Raw genomic sequence first — 17,025 nt, 5'->3', positions numbered from 1 at the left:
AACAAGTCTTTGATTCTAGACTATAATAAAACCGTCACTAATTTGAAACCTTGGCGAATCGCGGTAAATCCTAGGTTTTGATATCAGCGGTATGCCGGACGCCATTGTGGCAGCTCGACGGTCAAAACCTGGCGCATTCGATGCAGCAGCCACGACAAAAAGGCCCGCTGGGAAGCTCCCGGCGGGCCATTTGTCACGGAAACGTAACGTTTTAAGCGAGCGCGGAAACGCGCTTCGTCAGCCGCGCGAACTTGCGCGAGGCGGTATTCTTGTGGAGCACGCCCTTGGCAACGCCCCGCGCCAGTTCTGGCTGCGCAGCGGCCAGCGCGGTCGCGGCGGCATCCTTGTCACCCGATTCGAGCGCCGACTCGACCTTTTTCACGAAGGTGCGAATGCGCCCAACGCGATTGGTGTTGATCTCCGCACGGCGGTCATTCCGCCGGATACGCTTTTTCGCCTGTGGCGTATTCGCCATGCCGTCCTCGAACCTTTTCAATGAAAAAGGGCGGGGGAGATGCTCCCGATCGCCCTTCGAAAGCGCGCCTATTAACCGCGCCGGTGGCTCCGGTCAACAACTCAACGCTGGCATTTGCTGCACCAGAACGTCGAACGCCCACCTTCAGGGCGTCTTTTCACCAGCGCGCCGCAACGGCACAGCTCGCCTTCGCGTCCATAGACCAGCCATTGTTTTGAAAAATAGCCGAGTTCGCCATCCGGCCGGGCATAATCACGCAGCGTCGATCCGCCTGCCTCGATGGCCGAAGCGAGCACCGTTCGAATCGACTCAACCAGCGTGGCGAGTCGCGCCGACGCGATCTGGCCGGCGGCCCGTGCCGGGGTGATACCCGCCATATGCAGCGCCTCACACACATAGATATTACCGAGCCCCGCGACGATCCGCTGATCGAGCAGCATCGCCTTGATCGGTGCCCCGCGCCCCGCCAATGCTTTGCCGAGATAGTCGGCGGTAAAGCCCAGCCCGAGCGGCTCCGGCCCCATGGTCATAAACGGCGGATAGGCAGCGATTGCTGCCGTCTCGACCAGATCGACTGAGCCGAATCGACGTGGATCGTTGAGCGCCAGCGTCCGCCCGACGGCTGTGGTCAGCACCAGATGATCATGCGGCAGCGTTTCGGAAGGATCGACCCGCCATCGCCCCGACATGCCGAGATGAAAGATCATCGTGTCGCCGCGATCGGTATCGATCAGGCCATATTTGGCGCGCCGCCCGAGCCCGGTGACGATCGCCCCAGTCAATCGCTGGCCGATATCGGCGGGAAAGGGACGGCGCAGATCGGCGCGGCGGAGCAGCACGCGCTCGATCCGCGCGCCTTCCAGCACGGGACGCAGGCCGCGGACGGTGGTTTCGACTTCGGGAAGTTCCGGCATGATCCACCAGCAGCTAGGTTGCGTTTGCTCCGTCCACAAGCCTTGGCTAGAGCGACGCTCATGACCGACACCGTTTCATTCGGCTATCAACAAATAGCCCCCGAAGAAAAGACCGCCCGCGTAGGAGACGTCTTCAAAAGCGTCGCCCCATCCTATGATCTGATGAACGATGCCATGTCGGCTGGCATGCATCGGTTGTGGAAGGATCGATTCGTCCGCCGGGTGAAGCCGCGTGCTGGCGATGCGATCCTCGATATGGCTGGCGGCACCGGCGACATCGCCTTTCGCATGGCACCGTCTGGCGCGGCGATTACGGTGGCGGATATCAACCCGGCGATGCTGGAGGTCGGCATCGAACGCGCCGCAAAGCGCGGCATTGACGGGCTGGTCTGGACTGAGGCCAATGCCGAAACGCTGGTTTTTCCTGACCGATTCTTCGATGCCTATACGATCGCCTTTGGCATCAGGAACGTGACCGATATTCCCAAGGCGCTGCGCGAGGCGCACCGCGTGCTGAAACGCGGGGGGCGCTTCTATTGCCTGGAGTTCTCGACGACGCTGTGGCCGGGCTTTGCGGAAATCTATGATGGCTATTCGCACAAGCTGGTCCCGCAACTCGGCAAACTGCTGGCGAAGGATGAAGACAGCTATCGCTATCTGATCGAATCGATCCGCCGCTTTCCTGACATGGCCAAGTTCGAAGGCATGATTGCCGAGGCGGGCTTTGTGCAGACCAAAGTGGAACCGATGCTCGGCGGACTGGTCGCGATCCATAGCGGCTGGAAGATCTGATCTTGCGCCATTCCGCCAAGGCTGGTTGCGCATGACCGCCCCCATCGTCCATCTCTGGCGCGTCCTGAAATGGGGCCGCACGCTCGCCCGTCATGGTGCGCTGAGCGGTATCGAGCGCGATCCCAATACCCCTGCCCCCGTCCGCAGGCTTGTTCGGATCGCGCGTATTGGCGTCCGGCTGCCGGAAACGCCAGCCTATGCCGTCGCGCTTCAGGAGATTGGGCCGGCCGCAATCAAGTTTGGCCAGACGCTCGCTACTCGCCCCGATATCGTTGGTGAGGCGGCCGCGCGCGATCTTGCGCGCCTGCAGGATGCGCTGCCCCCGGTGCCCTTTGCGGTCATCAATGCAGCGATGGTTAAGAGCTTTGGCCGCCCCCTGGAAGACCTGTTCGCCTCAATCGATCCAGTGCCGGTCGGCGCTGCGTCGATCGCGCAGGTCCACCGGGGTGTAACGACCGATGGCCGCGCCGTGGCGATCAAGGTGCTGCGCCCTGGGGTGGAGGAAGAATTCGCCCGCGCCATCGACACCTATCAATGGGCCGCGGCACAGCTTGAATCGATGGGCGGCGAACTCGCCCGGCTGCAGCCGCGCCTGGTGATCGAAACCTTCAAGCGCTGGACCGCGCGCGAGCTTGATCTGCGACGTGAGGCAGCCTCAGCCTCCGAACTTGCCGAAGCGATGACCGCCGAGCCCGATTTCGTCGTGCCCGCGATCGATTGGCAGCGCACCACGGGCGGCGTGCTGACGCTGGAATGGATTGACGGCATCAAATTATCGAACCGCGCGGCGCTGCTCGCGGCCGGCTATGATCCCGCCCGGCTGGCGCATATTCTGGTCCACGCCTTTCTACGGCAGGCCATCGCGGAAGGGTTCTTCCATGCCGATCTCCATCAGGGCAATCTCTTTGCGCTCCCTGGCAGCCGGATCGCGGCGATTGATTTCGGGATCATGGGCCGGATTGATCGCCGCGCCCGGGTGTGGCTGGCCGAAATTCTCTATGGCCTGATCACCGGCAATTATAAGCGCGTCGCCGAGATCCATTTCGAAGCCGGCTATGTTCCCGCCCACCACAATGTCGGCGAATTCGCGACCGCGCTGCGCGCGGTCGGTGAGCCAATGCGCGGCATGTCAGTGAAGGATATGTCGGTCGGCAATATGCTCGACGGGCTGTTCAACATCACCCGCGATTTCGACATGAAAACGCAGCCGCATTTGCTGTTGTTGCAAAAGACGATGGTGATGGTGGAGGGCGTGGCGACCGCGCTCGATCCCGATATCAACATGTGGGAAACCGCAGCGCCCTTCGTCCGCGAATGGATCAGGACCGAACTTGGCCCTGAAACCTTTGTCGCTGATCGGCTGAACGCCGATTTCAAAACGCTGGCGCGACTGCCCCAGCTGATCCGCAATATCGAACGACATTTCCCCGATCCCGGTGGTGCGCCCCCCGCCCCGCCGCTCGGCGAGATCGACGTGGTGCGCATCGGCGGCGGCTGGCGCTATGCTGCGGTCGCTCTTGGCGCAGCGGCAATCGGCGCCCTTGGTTCGTGGCTGTGGTTGCCTTGATAAGGCCGGGCTGAGTGGCACGGGTGTCCCCACCCCTATGGCTTGCGCAGCCCAGCCGGTTTGCCGGCATCAAGCGGCGCCCGGCCAGGTTGGTGCTCGCCGGGCTGGCGCTGCTCATTCTGCTGTCGCTCAGCGCGATCATCGCGCCTAGCCCGCCGCCCGCTAGCCCAGACCCGGCTGCTGCCGACAGCGACCGAGCCGATGTGCTGCTGTACGAATCGATTGTCGCGGCGGTGCGCGGCGGCGGCGATTATTACAGTGTGGCCGCACAGGCGCAGCGCAGCGGCGGCTACCCCGTCCGCCCCTTTGTGACGATGCGCCTGCCCACGCTGGCTATTGTCCAGGCCGCGTTGCCGCGCCCCGTGACGATCCTGCTGCTGTATTTGCTGTGCTTGGCGGTGTTGGCTGCCTGGTATGTCCAACTGGGGGGTGTCTTCGCGCGCCCACCACCCCGACTGATTGCGCTGGCCTTGGTCGGGTGCGGGGGGATGATCTTCGTGCAGACTAATCTGGTCGCCTTTCATGAAGTCTGGGCCGGACTGCTGGTCGCCTTGTCGCTGGCGGTGTGGCGCGACGATCGCTGGGTAGAGGCGGTTGCGATCGGCGCCTGCGCGATGCTGATCCGCGAAACTGCTGCGCTATATGCGATCGTCATGGCCCTGTGCGCGCTGGCGGGCGGCCATCGGCGCGAAGCGATCGGCTGGGCGGTCGCGTTTGCGATGGTTGGTGCGGCCGTCACCGCCCATTATTTTGCGTGGAGCGCGATCATCCTGCCCAGTGATCCGGCGGGACCGGGGTGGAGCGGGCTGCTCGGTTTTGGTTTTTTCGTGAAAGCCTTGTCGGTGACAACCGCCTTGAGCGTGTTGCCCCCATGGATTGCCGCACCATTCGTTGGCTTTGCCCTGTTCGGCTGGCTGGCCTGGCGCGATCCCGCGGCAACGCGCGTGCTTGGGGTACTGGGTGCCTATGCCGTGCTGGTTAGCCTGTTTTGCCGCACCGACACCTATTATTGGGTGCTGCTGGTGGCCCCGGTCAGTCTGGTCGGGCTTGCCTTCATCCCCGATGCGCTGCGCGACCTTTATGTCGCTGCGCTCGACAGTCGGCGCATTACCGTGACAAGGTCGGTTCGATGAAACGCATTCTCCTGATCGTCGGTGGCGGCATCGCTGCCTATAAGGCCTGCGAGCTGATCCGCCTCGCGCGCAAGGCGGGCATTGGCGTGCGCTGCGTACTCACCGCTGGTGGCGCGCAGTTTATCACGCCGATGACGCTCGCGGCGCTGAGCGAAAACCCGGTCCATACCAGCCTGTGGGATTTGAAGGATGAGGCCGAGATGGGCCATATCCAGCTCAGCCGAGAAGCCGATCTCGTCGTCATCGCGCCAGCGACCGCCGATCTACTCGCCAAGATGGCCGCAGGCATCGCCGATGATCTTGCCACCACCTTGCTGCTTGCAACCGACAAGCCCGTGCTCGCCGCGCCAGCGATGAACGTCCGCATGTGGCAGCACCCCGCCACCCGCCGCAATATCGCCACCCTGCGCGCCGACGGCATCACCGTCATGGAGCCCGATGAAGGCCCCATGGCTTGCGGCGAATTCGGCCCCGGTCGCCTGCCCGAGCCCGACGCGATCCTCGCCGCCATCAACCGCGCGCTCGGCCTATGACCAGCCTTACCGGTCGGCACATGCTGGTCACCGCCGGGCCGACGCATGAGCCGATCGATCCGGTCCGCTACATCGCCAACAGATCGTCGGGTAAGCAGGGATTCGCTATTGCTGCAGCGCTTGCCGCGCTCGGCGCGCGCGTGACCCTCATCGCTGGCCCCGTCACGCTCGAAACTCCAGCGGGCGTCGACCGGATTGATGTCGAGACCGCGCTTGAAATGGCCGCTGCGGTCGAACAGGCCCTGCCCGCCGACGCCGCGATCATGGTCGCCGCCGTGGCTGACTGGCGCGTCACCCCGATGCCGCAAAAGATCAAAAAGGGCGCGCGCACGCCGACGCTCATGCTGGTCGAGAACCCCGATATCCTGGCAACGCTCGCCAAGAGCCCCAAGCGCCCGCCCCTGGTGATCGGCTTTGCGGCAGAAACCGAACGCGTGACCGAACACGCCAGCAGCAAACGCGTCCGCAAAGGCGCCGACTGGATCATCGCCAACGACGTCTCCGGCGATGTCATGGGCGGCGCCGCGAACAGCATCCACATCGTGACGGCACAGGGCGTCGAAAGCTGGGACCGGATGCCAAAGGAAGAAGTCGCCCGCCTTCTCGCGAAACGGATCGCAGCGGCGGTGCTTGGATAAAGGCCGCTACCCGCCCACTTTCGCCATCGCAGCCCGCACGCCTACCCCATTTCGCCACTGCACCGCCCCCGCCGCCATGCACCCCAGCAGCAGTAGAAATGGCGTCAGGAATTCGCGGTGGCGTTCGCCGAATTCGAACCACACGCCGAACAGCGCCAGCTGCAAGAACCCCGCGATCAGCAGCAAAGTCATCACCCAAATCCCCGGCACCTGACGTAGCCGGAGCGACACCGCCCCTGCGCCCAGCATCAGCCAGTGCGCGCCAAAGGAGAGCGGAAACAGCATCGCCGCCAAGGCTGGCGAAATCGCCGGTGACATGATCGCGATGCGGAACAGCCCAAACTGGCCAACCCCGACAGCGTGCAGGAATTTGGCGATCGTTAGCCGCACGAAATCAGCCGGATGCCCTTTTATCCATGCCACCGCTTCACCACTCGCCTGCCGCGCGTAATCGAGCTCGGGCAAGCCCCGCCACGCCTCAGGCTGCGGCATCCAGTTGCCCGTTGCATCAGGGTTGTTGCCGATCCACAGGCTGATGCCGCCCGCGCTCGTCAGCGGTACGAAAGCGCCGAATACTACCCAATTGCGCACCCACCAGGGCAACATCACGATTACAGCGACACACGCCCCCGCCAGCCCGAATCGTATCAGCCGCCGAACTCCGATCCGCCCGACCAGCATCAGCCCGAACAGCGCCGCCAGCGGTGCCTGCCCCGGCTGCGTCATGGCCAGCAATCCCGTCGGTACGCCCAGCGCCAGTGCCCCGCGCCAGCCGCTTCCTTCGCTCGCTGCCCGCTGGCTCATTCTGATCCACACCAACGCCAGCAGCAGGATCAGCGCGATCGCCACCCCCTCCTTTTGCGCGAGCGGGGCAGAGAACAGTACCGATGGCCAGACGAGGTAGAGGAACGCCGCGCCCCGCCCGGCCGCCGGCGCCTTTAGCGCCGCACCGATCTGCACGATCAGCCATGCGGCACCGCAATCGACCACCATGTTCATCGCGATCAGCGACCAGGTCGAAAAGCCCGCCACCGCGCCCCATGCCGCCAGCAGCACCGGGTAAAAGGGCGGATAGAGCGCAAACACCCGCTCGCCCATATCGGCCTGATCGAAATACAGGCCCTGGCCCGCCAGCAGCTGCCGCGCGATCACTGGATAGATATCCGCATCCCCGGTCGACAGTCGGCCAAGTACCAGTGCCCCAAAGCACAGTCTGAGCGCGATAATGCCAAGCGCCAGCATCGCCATTTGCTCGCTGGACGGTGACACGCGCAACAGCATCCACGCTGTCGCCCCCGCCACCCCCAGCCACAACACGAAAAGCGCTATGCCCGTTGCCGAGAACATCCAGTGCGCCTCAAGCCCAGGCAGCGACACGGCACCATAAAGGGCAAGGGTCGCCAGCATTAGCTGCAACCCCAGGGCCCATGCCAGCGGCGGGCGGCTGATTGGCACGGTCATCACGCCCTGACCTTAGCGTGCGCGCGCGTAGGAGGCGTTAACGCCGCTTGCACCGCGCGGCGCAGCGAGGCTAGTCGCGTAGTAGCCCAGCCAAGGAACCTCGATGCGCGATCTCTGCCCCCAGCTTGAACTGAAGATCCTCGATCCCCGGCTCAATGATTGGGGGCTGCCGCGCTATCAGACGGCGATGTCGGCGGGGATCGATCTTCATGCCTGTATCGATGCGCCGCTCACGCTGGAGCCCCAGGCCCCCGCTGTCCTGATCCCGTCGGGTATCGCGGTGCTGATGAACGACCCGCACCTCGTCGCCTTCCTGCTCGCGCGATCGGGGCTGGGGCACAAGAAAGGGCTGGTGCTCGGCCAGGCTGTCGGTACGATCGATGCCGATTATGCCAACCAGATCTTCATCAGCGCCTGGCTGCGCACCCCGCCGGGCAGTGAATCCTTCACGATCAATCCCGGCGATCGGATCGCGCAACTGGTGTTCCTGCCGATTGTCCGGCCCGCGTTCACGATCGTCGATGACTTCAGCGCGCAGACTGATCGCGGGCTGGGCGGATTCGGCTCGACCGGCGTCTGATGGCCGCAATCCCAGCCCCGCTCACCGACGCCCAGCTTGACCGCTATGCGCGCCATATCGTCCTGAAAGAGATTGGCGGGCGCGGCCAGGCGCGGTTGCTGTCGGCGCATGTCGTGGTGGTGGGCGCGGGCGGGATCGGATCACCCGCGATCCAGTATCTGGCGGCGGCAGGCGTCGGGCGGCTGACGATCATTGATGACGATCGCGTCGATCTTAGCAATCTGCAACGCCAGACGCTGTTCGCCACCAGCGATATTGGCATGCTCAAGACCAGCGCCGCCACGGTCGCGGTTGCGCGGCTCAACCCGGATGTCGTGGTGCATCCAATCAGCGAACGGATCACCGCCGTCAATGCCACCAGCTTGCTCGCCGGGGCCGATGTCGTGCTTGACGGCAGCGACAATTTCGCGACCCGGCTCGCGGTCGCCGATGCAGCGCGCGCGGCGCAAACGCCGCTCGTCTCAGCCGCGATCGGCCAGTTTGACGGGCAATTGGCGGTGTTTCGCGGCTGGGAAGCCGACAAGCCCTGCTATCGCTGCTTTGTCGGCAATGATCCCGATCGCGCCGATGTCAGCTGTGCTGATCAAGGGGTGCTGGGCGCGATGACCGGCGTCGTCGGCAGCCTCGCCGCCCTGGAGGTGATGCGCGCGATCGTGCCCTTTGGCGCCGATAGCGCGGGCAATCTGCTGATCGTCGATGCGCTCGATTTCCGCTTCCGCACGATCCGGCTGCCCAAGGATCCAGGCTGCCCGGCCTGTGCCGCATGACCGGCCTGACGATCATCATTGCCAGCGCCGATGCCGCCAGATTCCGCGCCGCCATGTCGACCGCGCTCGCCCAAGCGGCGCTCGGTGGCAGCGTGCGGCTCTATTGCCATGAAGCGAGCGTCGCGCTGCTCGCCCGCGCGCCCCGCGATGACGACGATGGTCCGGGCCTTGCCGCCGCTGGCCTCCCCGACCGGCCAGCATTGATCGCCATGGCACAAGCAGCGGGCATCGCCCTCATCGCCTGTCAGACCGGCCTGGCGCTCACCGGCGTGACGCTGGAGGCGCTTGCCGAGGGCGTTGAAGCGGGGGGCATGGTCAGCCTGCTCGCCACGCTCGGCGCGGACCGGCTGGTCAGCTTTTAACCCACAGCCGCTTCGCGTCGCGCCACGCGCGCCTGATCGCGATGCCAATCGATCGCTTCAGTTAGCCCGTCGACCAAGCCGATTTGCGGCCGCCAGCCCAGTTCGCGTTCGATCTTGCCGGGATCAATCGCGTGCCGGCGATCAGTTGCTCGGCGATCGGGCAGGAAGCTGATCAGCGACCGACGCTTGCGGCCATCGGCGCGCGGATCGAGCCGATCGAGCAGATCGCAGATCATCGCCACTACCGCCAGACTGCTGCGCTCTTCGCGGCCACCGATCATGTAATGCTGGCCAACCTGGCCGTGGATCAGCACCGCCGTCAGCGCGCGCGCATAATCCTCGACATGCAGCCAATCGCGCAGTTCCGATCCAGAACCATAAACCGGTACCGATACGCCCCCAATCGCCGCCAAAATGGCATGCGGGATCAGCTTGCCGGGCTTTTGATAGGGGCCATAACAATTGCCGCCATGCGAGATCACGACGGGTAAGCCAAAGCTGCTGTGCCAGGCGCGCACGAGATGATCGGCAGCCGCGCGTGTCGCGGCACAGGGCGCGCCCGGCCGATAGGGCGCGGTCTCATCGATCCGGCGGGCATCCGCTGCCAGATCGCCAAAGACCGCATTGGTCGAAACATGGTGAAAGCGAAACCGCGCCCGCGCATCGGGCATCAACGTTCGCCAATGCGCGAGCGACGCCTCCAGCAGCTGAAAGGTGCCGCCGACATTGGTATCGATAAAGGGTGGGATATCGACCCCGGGCCGATCCGCGCGGCCTTCGGCTGCGATATGGATAACGCCATCGACCTGTTCCTGCGCCATAACCGCAGCGAGCAAAGCGCGATCAAGGATATCGCCCTCGACAAAGCGATAATTGGGCTGATCAGCGGGCACCGCCAACGCCTCTGGCGCGACGCTATCGACCAGCGAATCGAGATTGATCACACGGATCGATCCATTGCTCGCCAGCAATCGGCAGACCGCCGAGCCAATAAACCCCGCCCCGCCCGTAACGAGAATGGTTCGCTCTGGCGGCGTGTAGCTGATCTCGATCGGCGCGCGCGTCTTGACGGTCATGGCATTGGTCTCGCTGGTCGGTTCATCACCCGCGAAATTTATGCCCAAACCCTAAACGGTGTTTGCACCAATCGGGGTTAATCGCGCCCGAGCAACGCGCGCGCAAATGACCGCACGGCCGGGCCAATATCCGGTCGATCCAGCGCCAGCGCGAGATTGGCCTGGATGAAGCCGGCCTTGTCGCCGCAGTCAAACCGCGTGCCGTCGAAGGTCAGTCCATGGAAGGGTTGATTGCCAATCATCCGCGCCATGGCGTCAGTCAGCTGGATTTCGCCACCTGCACCCTTTTCCTGCGTCTCCAGCACGCGCATCACCTCGGGCTGCAGGACATATCGGCCGATCACGGCCAGATTCGACGGGGCGGTGCCCGGCGCGGGTTTCTCAACCAGCCCCAGAACCTCGGTCAGTCGGCCATCGCGCGTACCGGGGGTAATCACGCCATATTTGTCGGTCTGGTCGTCGGCCACTTCCTGCGCGCAAATCATATTGCCGCCGGTCCGGTTATAGGCTTCGACCATCTGCTTCAGACAGCCAGGTGCACCGACCATGAAATCATCGGCGAGTAGGACTGCAAACGGCTCATCGCCAACGATATCACGCGCGCACCATACCGCGTGGCCAAGCCCCATCGGCTCTTGCTGACGGACATAGGCAACCGCCCCCGGCGTGAGGCGGGTTTGGTGAAGCAATTCCATCGATTTGCCGCGCGCCGCCATCGTCGCTTCCAGCTCATAAGCGATGTCGAAATGGTCCTCGATCGCCGATTTGCCGCGCCCGGTGACGAAGATCATCTGCTCGATGCCCGCCTCCAGCGCCTCATCGACGGCGTATTGGATCAGCGGCCGATCGACGACCGGCAGCATCTCCTTGGGCAACGCCTTGGTCGCGGGCAAAAAGCGCGTGCCCAGGCCACCGACCGGGAAAACTGCCTTGCGCAGCCGCTTGAACGTCATGATCTTCTCCACTGAAGCGTTGACCCTATCGCGCGGAAGGACGGCTGGCAAACTCCAGCCTTCAGCGACTCTGCGATGTCCGTTAGCGTGGCCTTAAGCAGCCACGATTATGGCATCGTCATGACTTTCGCACATGCGCCCAAGCTGTCCCCCAAGGTGCTGATCGTGTTCGGCACGCGGCCAGAGGCGATCAAGCTTTTTCCGGTGATCCGGTCGCTGGCGGCGATACCGGGCCTGAACGTGCGGACCTGTGTGACCGCACAGCATCGCGGGTTGCTCGATCAGGTGCTGGGCATTGCCGGGATTGTCCCGGACATTGATCTTGATTTGATGGAGCCCGGCCAGACGCTCGATCGGCTCACCGCGCGGTTGTTGACTGGCCTTGGCGAGGTGATGGACGCCGAACAGCCAGATCGCGTGATCGTGCAGGGCGATACCGCCACCGCGATGGTCGGTGCGCTCGCTGCCTATTATCGCAAAATTCCCGTATCGCATGTCGAAGCGGGCTTGCGCTCGGGCGATATCTACCACCCCTTCCCCGAAGAGGTGAACCGTCGGATCGTCGCGCCGATCGCTGATCAGCATTTCGCGCCGACCCAAACGGCGGCGGATGCGCTGCTGCGTGAGAACATCGCGGCGGACACCATCCACGTCACCGGCAACACAGTGATCGATGCGCTGCATGCGGCCAGTGCCGCGCTCGCCGCCGATGCGTCGCTCGCCGCTGGGCTCGACGCCATCGCTACCCGTTTTGCCGGCAAGCGCATCATCCTGGTCACCACGCATCGGCGCGAGAATTTCGGCGGGGGCATGGAAAACATCGCCCGCGCCATCCGCCGCATCGCTGCGCGCGACGATGTCGCGGTGATCTTCCCGGTGCATCCCAACCCCAATGTCGTCAGCGTCATGGATCAAGTGCTGGGCGGCCAAGCCAATATCGCCCGAATCGATCCGCTCGATTACCCCCATTTCGTCCGCGCGCTGGGGCTTAGCCATATCGTGCTCACCGATTCGGGGGGCGTCCAGGAAGAAGCACCGGCGCTCGGCAAGCCTGTGCTCGTCATGCGCGAGACGACCGAACGCCCCGAAGGCGTCGCCGCTGGGACCGCCAAACTAATTGGAACCAACGAAGATCGGATCGTTTCCGAAATCTTCACCCTCCTTGACGACAATGGCGCGCATCAAGCGATGGCGCGCGCCCATAATCCGTTCGGCGACGGCCACGCTTCGGCTCGGATTGCAAAGGTCGTCGCGGATGGTTTCGGACTCTGAACTCAAGGTCGCCGTTCTCGGGCTAGGCTATATCGGCCTGCCGACCGCCGCGGTCATTGCGCGCACTGGCGTTCAGGTGCTTGGCGTCGATGTCACCCAGAGCGTTGTCGATACGGTCAATTCGGGCAAGGTCCATATCGAGGAAGTCGATCTCGACGGGCTAGTGTCCGGCGTGGTCGCGCGCGGTAATTTGCGCGCATCGACGATGATCGAACCGGCCGATGTCTTCGTCATCGCCGTGCCAACCCCGTTTGGCGAGAATCACGCGCCCAATATCGGCTATGTCCTGCAAGCCGCGACCACGGTTGCCGCTGTGCTCAAGGCGGGCGACGTCGTCATCCTCGAATCCACCTCCCCCGTCGGCACGACCGAAAAGGTGCGCGACCTGCTCGCGCAATTACGCCCCGATCTGAAGGTGCCGGGCCGAACCGGCGAAAGCGCTGATATCGCGATTGCCTATTGCCCCGAACGCGTTTTGCCGGGGCGCATCCTGGTCGAACTGATCGACAATGATCGCGTCATTGGCGGCATCACCCCGCGCTGCGCGCGCAAAGCACTGGCCTTTTACCGGCGCTTCGTGCGCGGTGCTTGTGTAACGACGACGAGCCGAGCGGCGGAAATGACCAAGCTCACCGAAAATGCGTTTCGCGACGTCAACATCGCCTTCGCCAATGAACTGAGCTTGATCGCCGACAAGATGGGCGTCGACGTCTGGGAAGTGATCCGGCTCGCCAACCGGCATCCGCGCGTCAACATCCTGTCGCCCGGGCCCGGCGTTGGCGGGCATTGCATCGCGGTGGATCCCTGGTTCCTGGTCAGTGCCGCACCCGATCAGACGCCGCTGATCCGCACTGCGCGCGAAGTGAATGACGGCAAGGTTGCACATACGACCGCTCGCGCGATTGAGCTGATCGAGCAATTGCCGGGCGTGCCGGTCGCCTGCCTCGGGCTGGCGTTCAAGGCCAATATCGACGATTTCCGCGAGAGCCCGGCGCTGAAGGTTGCCGCCGATCTCGCCAATCGCTTCGGCGATCGCATCTGCATTGTCGAACCCTATGCGAGCGCCCTACCCACGCCCTTTGACGGCACGGGCGCGCGGTTGATCGACATCGATACGGCGATCGAGCGCTGCCCGATCATGATCGTGCTGGTCGATCATGAGGTCTTCAAATCGGTCCCGCTCGACGAGCGCGCTACCAAGCTGGTCTATGACACACGCGGCATCTGGCCCGATCAACCGCCAGCCAGCGCGCCACCGGTGCCCCTGCGCCGGATTGCGTGACCAAAAACCAGCGCCAATCAACAGTAAAGCGGGACGTACGCCCAATACTGGCCAATAATCCTGTTCCGGGATGTATCGACATGCTAGCATAATTGCGGATTTCTATTTGGGATGCGCAGCACATGAAGGCGGTCCTCAAGCGCCCCTATTGGTTTATCCGGCGATTGACCGGCCTTTCGCTGGCCCCCCTGATCGCTCTCAAACATTTGCCGCGTTTTTTCCGCGAACTTTCCGCTTTCCGCGCTCAGGGAGGCGTGGTTGACCGGCTCTGGCCGATCCTGACTGACTATCAGGACGATTCTGGCACCGCTTCAGGCCATTATTTTCACCAAGACTTGCTGGTCGCCCAGTTCATCTTTTCAGCAAATCCGGCCGACCATCTCGACATCGCCTCGCGGATCGATGGCTTCGTCGCCCATGTGGCGGCCTTCCGCGCGATCGACGTGATGGATGTTCGCCCGCTCCAAGCCGCTGCCCACGCCAATATCCGCTTTCTCCAGCGCGACCTCATGGTGCCGCAACCCGATCTGGCCGGGCGCTATCCCTCTGTCAGCTGTCTCCACGCGCTCGAACATTTCGGCCTTGGCCGCTACACTGACAGCATTGATCCGGATGGCCACCGCAAGGGCTTCGCGGCCATCGCAGCTTTGGTCGCCCCGGGCGGCGTCTTTTATCTCAGCGTGCCGGTTGGCCGTCCGCGTATTGAGTTCAATGCCCACCGCATCTTTGCCCCCGACGAACCACTGTCATGGGCAGCCGGGCAGTTCACCCTTGAGCGGTTCGACTATGTCGATGATCGCGGCGCGCTGCAGCTGGACAAGGTACCTGCCGATGCCGATGGCCTCGATTATGGCTGCGGAATCTACACGTTGCGCAAGGCCAGGTGATGCCGATTGGGCCAAGCCCACATCCACGCGCCGAAACGACAACGGTTGCGCCCATGATTTAGGATCGATGCGTTAGGGTCCGATAAAAGCTTTGCTCAGCGGTTGTCGCGGCGAACATGAGGTCGCCAACAGCCTTTGCCCGCTCGGCGAGCGACCGCGCCAGCTGCCTGTTCTCGAACAATTTCTGCATATCCGCGGCAATGTCTGGGATGGCGGTGGAATGCTGGACCAGGGCGACTCCGGGATGATCGCGTTCCCAGACCGCCGCAGCGCAATCGGCGTCGCCGCTCACAAAGATTGGCAGGCCGACATTGGTATAGTCCGTCAGCTTGCTTGGAAACGACAGGCGCTCATTGACCTTTTCGCCGGGGCCAAACCACATCGGCAGATACAGGATGTCGACGTCATTGCGCAGCGCCGCGACCAGGGCATCGGGCGGCAGCAACCCGCGCAGCTCAATATTGGGTTGCGCGAGCGACGGGTGCGCTTCGACGGTAGCAGGGCCATAGATGATTAACCGCCCGCCCAAGGGGGCAATCGCCTGCGCCATGCGGCGATTTGCCTCAACCATCGCCAAGGTACTCATCGATCCGGCAAAGGCGACGACGCGGCCACGGGTCCGTGCCGCTAACCGTGGCGAAAGGCCTTCATAGACCTGCCCATGGGGTGACCGCGCCGGATAAAGCGCTTCCCCGGCGACGCCAAACCGGCGCTGATACGCCGCGCCCATCGCCGGCGACACACACAAGCGCGAGGCCGCCCCGCGATAGGCTTGCGCGAAAATGCGCTCCTTCATCGCTGCCAACGCCGCCAGCGTCGCGCCGCCGCCAGCCCATTCGTCATGGCAGATCAGGTAGTAGGGAAGCTTACGCGAGCGAGCGAGGGCGACCGCCGATAGCCAGCCATTGCCATTCGTCACCGTGAGCACTGCGTCGGCATCGAAACCGATCGTGGCGGTGCGGATCGCGCGCGATACATGCGCTGCGCCTATCATCGCCACGCTATCGACGAGCTTCGCGAGCCGAGTCCGCCGAAGCCGTCCCATCCGCTGCGGCACATGCCGATAGTCAACGCCGGGCAACCGGCGGTGCGGCAAGGATTGCTGCGCGCCCGTCTCGACAATGCGCAATCGATCGCGCGGATAATCGAGCAACAAACGGAAGAGCAGCGCCGATCCATGCAGACTATTCTCCACCGGGACATCGGCAATGTAGAGCAATCGCGGCAGCATTTGGGAGCCGGACGCCCGCCGCGCATCACTCACCCGCGCACCGCTTGCGCTTCAAAGATTTCCTGCATCGTTACGCCAACCGACTTGGTGATTTCCCAGCCGGGATAATGCGCCTTGATCTTGGCGAGATCGGAATAATAGCAAATGTGATCGCCGGCGCGGTGCTGATCGACATATTCCGAAATCATCGGCTTGCCGCTTACCTGTTCGGCGATCTTGAATGCCTCCAGGATCGACACCGAATTTTCCTTGCCGCCGCCCACATTGTACACCTCGCCCACGCGCGGCTTGGCAATGAAGCGGACGATGAATTCGCCGACATCATGGCTATGGATGTTGTCGCGCACCTGTTTGCCCAGATAGCCGAAAATCCGGTAGAGCTTCCCCTCGGCATTGGCGCGGACCAAATAGCTGAGAAAGCCGTGGAGCTCGACGCCGCTATGGCTCGGCCCGGTCAGGCACCCGCCCCGCAAAGCGCAGGTCGGCATACCGAAATAGCGACCATATTCCTGCACCATCACATCAGCGGCGACTTTTGACGCGCCGAAAATCGAATGCTTGCTTTGATCGATCCGAAAATACTCGGCAATCCCAGCTGCATAGGCGGGATCAGCATAGTCCCAGCGCGTTTCAAGCTCGACAAGGGCAATGGCATTGGGCGCATCGCCATAGACCTTGTTGGTGCTCATATGGACGAACGGACTCTCCCCGCAATGCTGTCGCGCGGCCTCCAGCAGGTTGAGCGTGCCGACGGCGTTGGTATCGAAATCGTCGAACGGGCGCGCCGCCGCCAGATCATGGCTGGGCTGCGCTGCGCAGTGGATGATCGCATCCGGGCGCAATGCCGCAACCAGCGCCAGCACGCCCGCCCGATCACGGATATCGAGCTCGACATGCTCAAATCGTGGATAGCATTCTAGCAACCGGGCCTGGTTCCAGCGCGTATCGCCCCCCGGCCCAAAGAAATCGGCCCGCATATTATTGTCGATACCGACAACGCGCCAGCCATCATTGGCAAGTCGAGCGACAACTTCGGAACCGATCAACCCCGAGGAACCCGTAACCAATCCTGTCTTCATACTGTTCCCATCAATTCTCGTAA

At 63.4% G+C, this 17,025-nt stretch carries 16 protein-coding genes and 1 pseudogene; 10 read left to right on the top strand and 7 right to left on the bottom strand.

Features of this window, described 5'->3' with window-relative positions:
- Positions 1-211: 211 nt before the first annotated feature.
- Both rpsT and mutM read right to left on the bottom strand, forming a co-directional pair.
- Positions 212-475, bottom strand: a complete 264-nt coding sequence (gene rpsT / locus B7Y43_RS03540; RefSeq protein ID WP_374130244.1) for a 30S ribosomal protein S20 — start codon at positions 473-475, stop codon at positions 212-214.
- Between the two features lie 101 nt (positions 476-576).
- Entirely contained in the window at positions 577-1,389 is an 813-nt protein-coding gene (mutM, locus tag B7Y43_RS03535; RefSeq protein ID WP_374130243.1) for an Fpg/Nei family DNA glycosylase, read from the bottom strand.
- Positions 1,390-1,449: 60 nt separating this feature from the next.
- Between mutM and B7Y43_RS03530 the strand changes: the two genes are divergently transcribed.
- The 4 genes and pseudogenes from B7Y43_RS03530 to coaBC all read left to right on the top strand — a co-directional run bounded on the left by B7Y43_RS03530 (position 1,450) and on the right by coaBC (position 6,052).
- On the top strand, positions 1,450-2,181 hold the full coding sequence (locus tag B7Y43_RS03530; protein WP_374130242.1) for a class I SAM-dependent methyltransferase: 732 nt from the start codon (positions 1,450-1,452) through the stop codon (positions 2,179-2,181).
- Positions 2,182-2,212: 31 nt separating this feature from the next.
- Complete coding sequence (ubiB, locus tag B7Y43_RS03525; RefSeq protein ID WP_374130241.1) at positions 2,213-3,748, top strand: 2-polyprenylphenol 6-hydroxylase; 1,536 nt, start codon at positions 2,213-2,215, stop codon at positions 3,746-3,748.
- Between the two features lie 14 nt (positions 3,749-3,762).
- On the top strand, positions 3,763-4,881 hold the full coding sequence (locus tag B7Y43_RS03520) for a hypothetical protein (protein WP_374130240.1): 1,119 nt from the start codon (positions 3,763-3,765) through the stop codon (positions 4,879-4,881).
- Positions 4,878-6,052 (top strand): annotated as a pseudogene (coaBC, locus tag B7Y43_RS03515) (bifunctional phosphopantothenoylcysteine decarboxylase/phosphopantothenate--cysteine ligase CoaBC). Before B7Y43_RS03520 ends, coaBC begins: the two are co-directional and overlap by 4 nt.
- A 6-nt stretch (positions 6,053-6,058) precedes the next feature.
- On the opposite strand, the gene B7Y43_RS03510 reads toward coaBC, so the two are convergent.
- Complete coding sequence (locus B7Y43_RS03510; protein WP_374130239.1) at positions 6,059-7,513, bottom strand: glycosyltransferase; 1,455 nt, start codon at positions 7,511-7,513, stop codon at positions 6,059-6,061.
- Positions 7,514-7,616: 103 nt separating this feature from the next.
- On the opposite strand from B7Y43_RS03510, the gene dut reads away from it, so the two are divergent.
- Genes dut through B7Y43_RS03495 form a run of 3 tightly spaced genes read left to right on the top strand, consistent with a single transcriptional unit; the run spans position 7,617 to position 9,222 of the window.
- A complete protein-coding gene (dut, locus tag B7Y43_RS03505; protein ID WP_374130238.1) occupies positions 7,617-8,093 on the top strand; it encodes a dUTP diphosphatase in 477 nt (158 codons plus the stop codon).
- Positions 8,093-8,860 carry a HesA/MoeB/ThiF family protein gene (locus tag B7Y43_RS03500; protein ID WP_374130237.1) on the top strand — a complete coding sequence of 256 codons (768 nt, stop codon included), beginning with the start codon at positions 8,093-8,095 and terminating at the stop codon, positions 8,858-8,860. The genes dut and B7Y43_RS03500 overlap by 1 nt, the downstream gene beginning before the upstream one ends.
- The gene (locus B7Y43_RS03495; protein WP_374130236.1) at positions 8,857-9,222 is read left to right on the top strand and encodes a peroxiredoxin; all 366 of its coding nucleotides are present in this window, start codon (positions 8,857-8,859) and stop codon (positions 9,220-9,222) included. Before B7Y43_RS03500 ends, B7Y43_RS03495 begins: the two co-directional genes overlap by 4 nt.
- Here B7Y43_RS03495 and B7Y43_RS03490 read toward each other — a convergent pair.
- The gene (locus tag B7Y43_RS03490; RefSeq protein WP_374130235.1) at positions 9,219-10,298 is read right to left on the bottom strand and encodes a dTDP-glucose 4,6-dehydratase; all 1,080 of its coding nucleotides are present in this window, start codon (positions 10,296-10,298) and stop codon (positions 9,219-9,221) included. The two genes, B7Y43_RS03495 and B7Y43_RS03490, sit on opposite strands and share 4 nt — an antisense overlap.
- Before the next feature lie 77 nt (positions 10,299-10,375).
- Positions 10,376-11,251, bottom strand: a complete 876-nt coding sequence (gene galU / locus B7Y43_RS03485; protein ID WP_374130234.1) for a UTP--glucose-1-phosphate uridylyltransferase — start codon at positions 11,249-11,251, stop codon at positions 10,376-10,378.
- A 120-nt stretch (positions 11,252-11,371) separates the two neighbouring features.
- Between galU and wecB the strand changes: the two genes are divergently transcribed.
- The 3 genes from wecB to B7Y43_RS03470 all read left to right on the top strand — a co-directional run bounded on the left by wecB (position 11,372) and on the right by B7Y43_RS03470 (position 14,692).
- Complete coding sequence (gene wecB, locus B7Y43_RS03480) at positions 11,372-12,523, top strand: UDP-N-acetyl glucosamine 2-epimerase (protein ID WP_374130233.1); 1,152 nt, start codon at positions 11,372-11,374, stop codon at positions 12,521-12,523.
- Complete coding sequence (wecC, locus tag B7Y43_RS03475) at positions 12,507-13,805, top strand: UDP-N-acetyl-D-mannosamine dehydrogenase (protein WP_374130232.1); 1,299 nt, start codon at positions 12,507-12,509, stop codon at positions 13,803-13,805. The genes wecB and wecC overlap by 17 nt, the downstream gene beginning before the upstream one ends.
- 122 nt (positions 13,806-13,927) lie before the next feature.
- Positions 13,928-14,692, top strand: a complete 765-nt coding sequence (locus B7Y43_RS03470; protein WP_374130231.1) for a DUF268 domain-containing protein — start codon at positions 13,928-13,930, stop codon at positions 14,690-14,692.
- Positions 14,693-14,750: 58 nt separating this feature from the next.
- On the opposite strand, the gene B7Y43_RS03465 is transcribed toward B7Y43_RS03470, so the two are convergent.
- Both B7Y43_RS03465 and B7Y43_RS03460 read right to left on the bottom strand, forming a co-directional pair.
- Complete coding sequence (locus B7Y43_RS03465; RefSeq protein WP_374130230.1) at positions 14,751-15,923, bottom strand: hypothetical protein; 1,173 nt, start codon at positions 15,921-15,923, stop codon at positions 14,751-14,753.
- A 29-nt stretch (positions 15,924-15,952) separates the two neighbouring features.
- On the bottom strand, positions 15,953-17,002 hold the full coding sequence (locus B7Y43_RS03460) for an NAD-dependent epimerase/dehydratase family protein (protein WP_374130229.1): 1,050 nt from the start codon (positions 17,000-17,002) through the stop codon (positions 15,953-15,955).
- Positions 17,003-17,025: the final 23 nt, after the last annotated feature.

This window comes from Sphingomonas sp. 28-62-20 (genome assembly GCF_002281505.1).
Note: the sequence above shows the minus strand (reverse complement) of the source record. Positions and strands in the feature narration are given on the sequence as shown.

Excerpts from the sequence above, each read along its gene's own strand:
- rpsT (WP_374130244.1), bottom strand. The coding sequence starts at position 475 with ATGGCGAATACGCCACAGGCGAAAAAGCGTATCCGGCGGAATGACCGC.
- mutM (WP_374130243.1), bottom strand. The coding sequence starts at position 1,389 with ATGCCGGAACTTCCCGAAGTCGAAACCACCGTCCGCGGCCTGCGTCCC.
- B7Y43_RS03530 (WP_374130242.1), top strand. The coding sequence starts at position 1,450 with ATGACCGACACCGTTTCATTCGGCTATCAACAAATAGCCCCCGAAGAA.
- ubiB (WP_374130241.1), top strand. The coding sequence starts at position 2,213 with ATGACCGCCCCCATCGTCCATCTCTGGCGCGTCCTGAAATGGGGCCGC.
- B7Y43_RS03510 (WP_374130239.1), bottom strand. The coding sequence starts at position 7,513 with ATGACCGTGCCAATCAGCCGCCCGCCGCTGGCATGGGCCCTGGGGTTG.
- dut (WP_374130238.1), top strand. The coding sequence starts at position 7,617 with ATGCGCGATCTCTGCCCCCAGCTTGAACTGAAGATCCTCGATCCCCGG.
- B7Y43_RS03500 (WP_374130237.1), top strand. The coding sequence starts at position 8,093 with ATGGCCGCAATCCCAGCCCCGCTCACCGACGCCCAGCTTGACCGCTAT.
- B7Y43_RS03495 (WP_374130236.1), top strand. The coding sequence starts at position 8,857 with ATGACCGGCCTGACGATCATCATTGCCAGCGCCGATGCCGCCAGATTC.
- B7Y43_RS03490 (WP_374130235.1), bottom strand. The coding sequence starts at position 10,298 with ATGACCGTCAAGACGCGCGCGCCGATCGAGATCAGCTACACGCCGCCA.
- galU (WP_374130234.1), bottom strand. The coding sequence starts at position 11,251 with ATGACGTTCAAGCGGCTGCGCAAGGCAGTTTTCCCGGTCGGTGGCCTG.
- wecB (WP_374130233.1), top strand. The coding sequence starts at position 11,372 with ATGACTTTCGCACATGCGCCCAAGCTGTCCCCCAAGGTGCTGATCGTG.
- wecC (WP_374130232.1), top strand. The coding sequence starts at position 12,507 with ATGGTTTCGGACTCTGAACTCAAGGTCGCCGTTCTCGGGCTAGGCTAT.
- B7Y43_RS03470 (WP_374130231.1), top strand. The coding sequence starts at position 13,928 with ATGAAGGCGGTCCTCAAGCGCCCCTATTGGTTTATCCGGCGATTGACC.
- B7Y43_RS03465 (WP_374130230.1), bottom strand. The coding sequence starts at position 15,923 with ATGCTGCCGCGATTGCTCTACATTGCCGATGTCCCGGTGGAGAATAGT.
- B7Y43_RS03460 (WP_374130229.1), bottom strand. The coding sequence starts at position 17,002 with ATGAAGACAGGATTGGTTACGGGTTCCTCGGGGTTGATCGGTTCCGAA.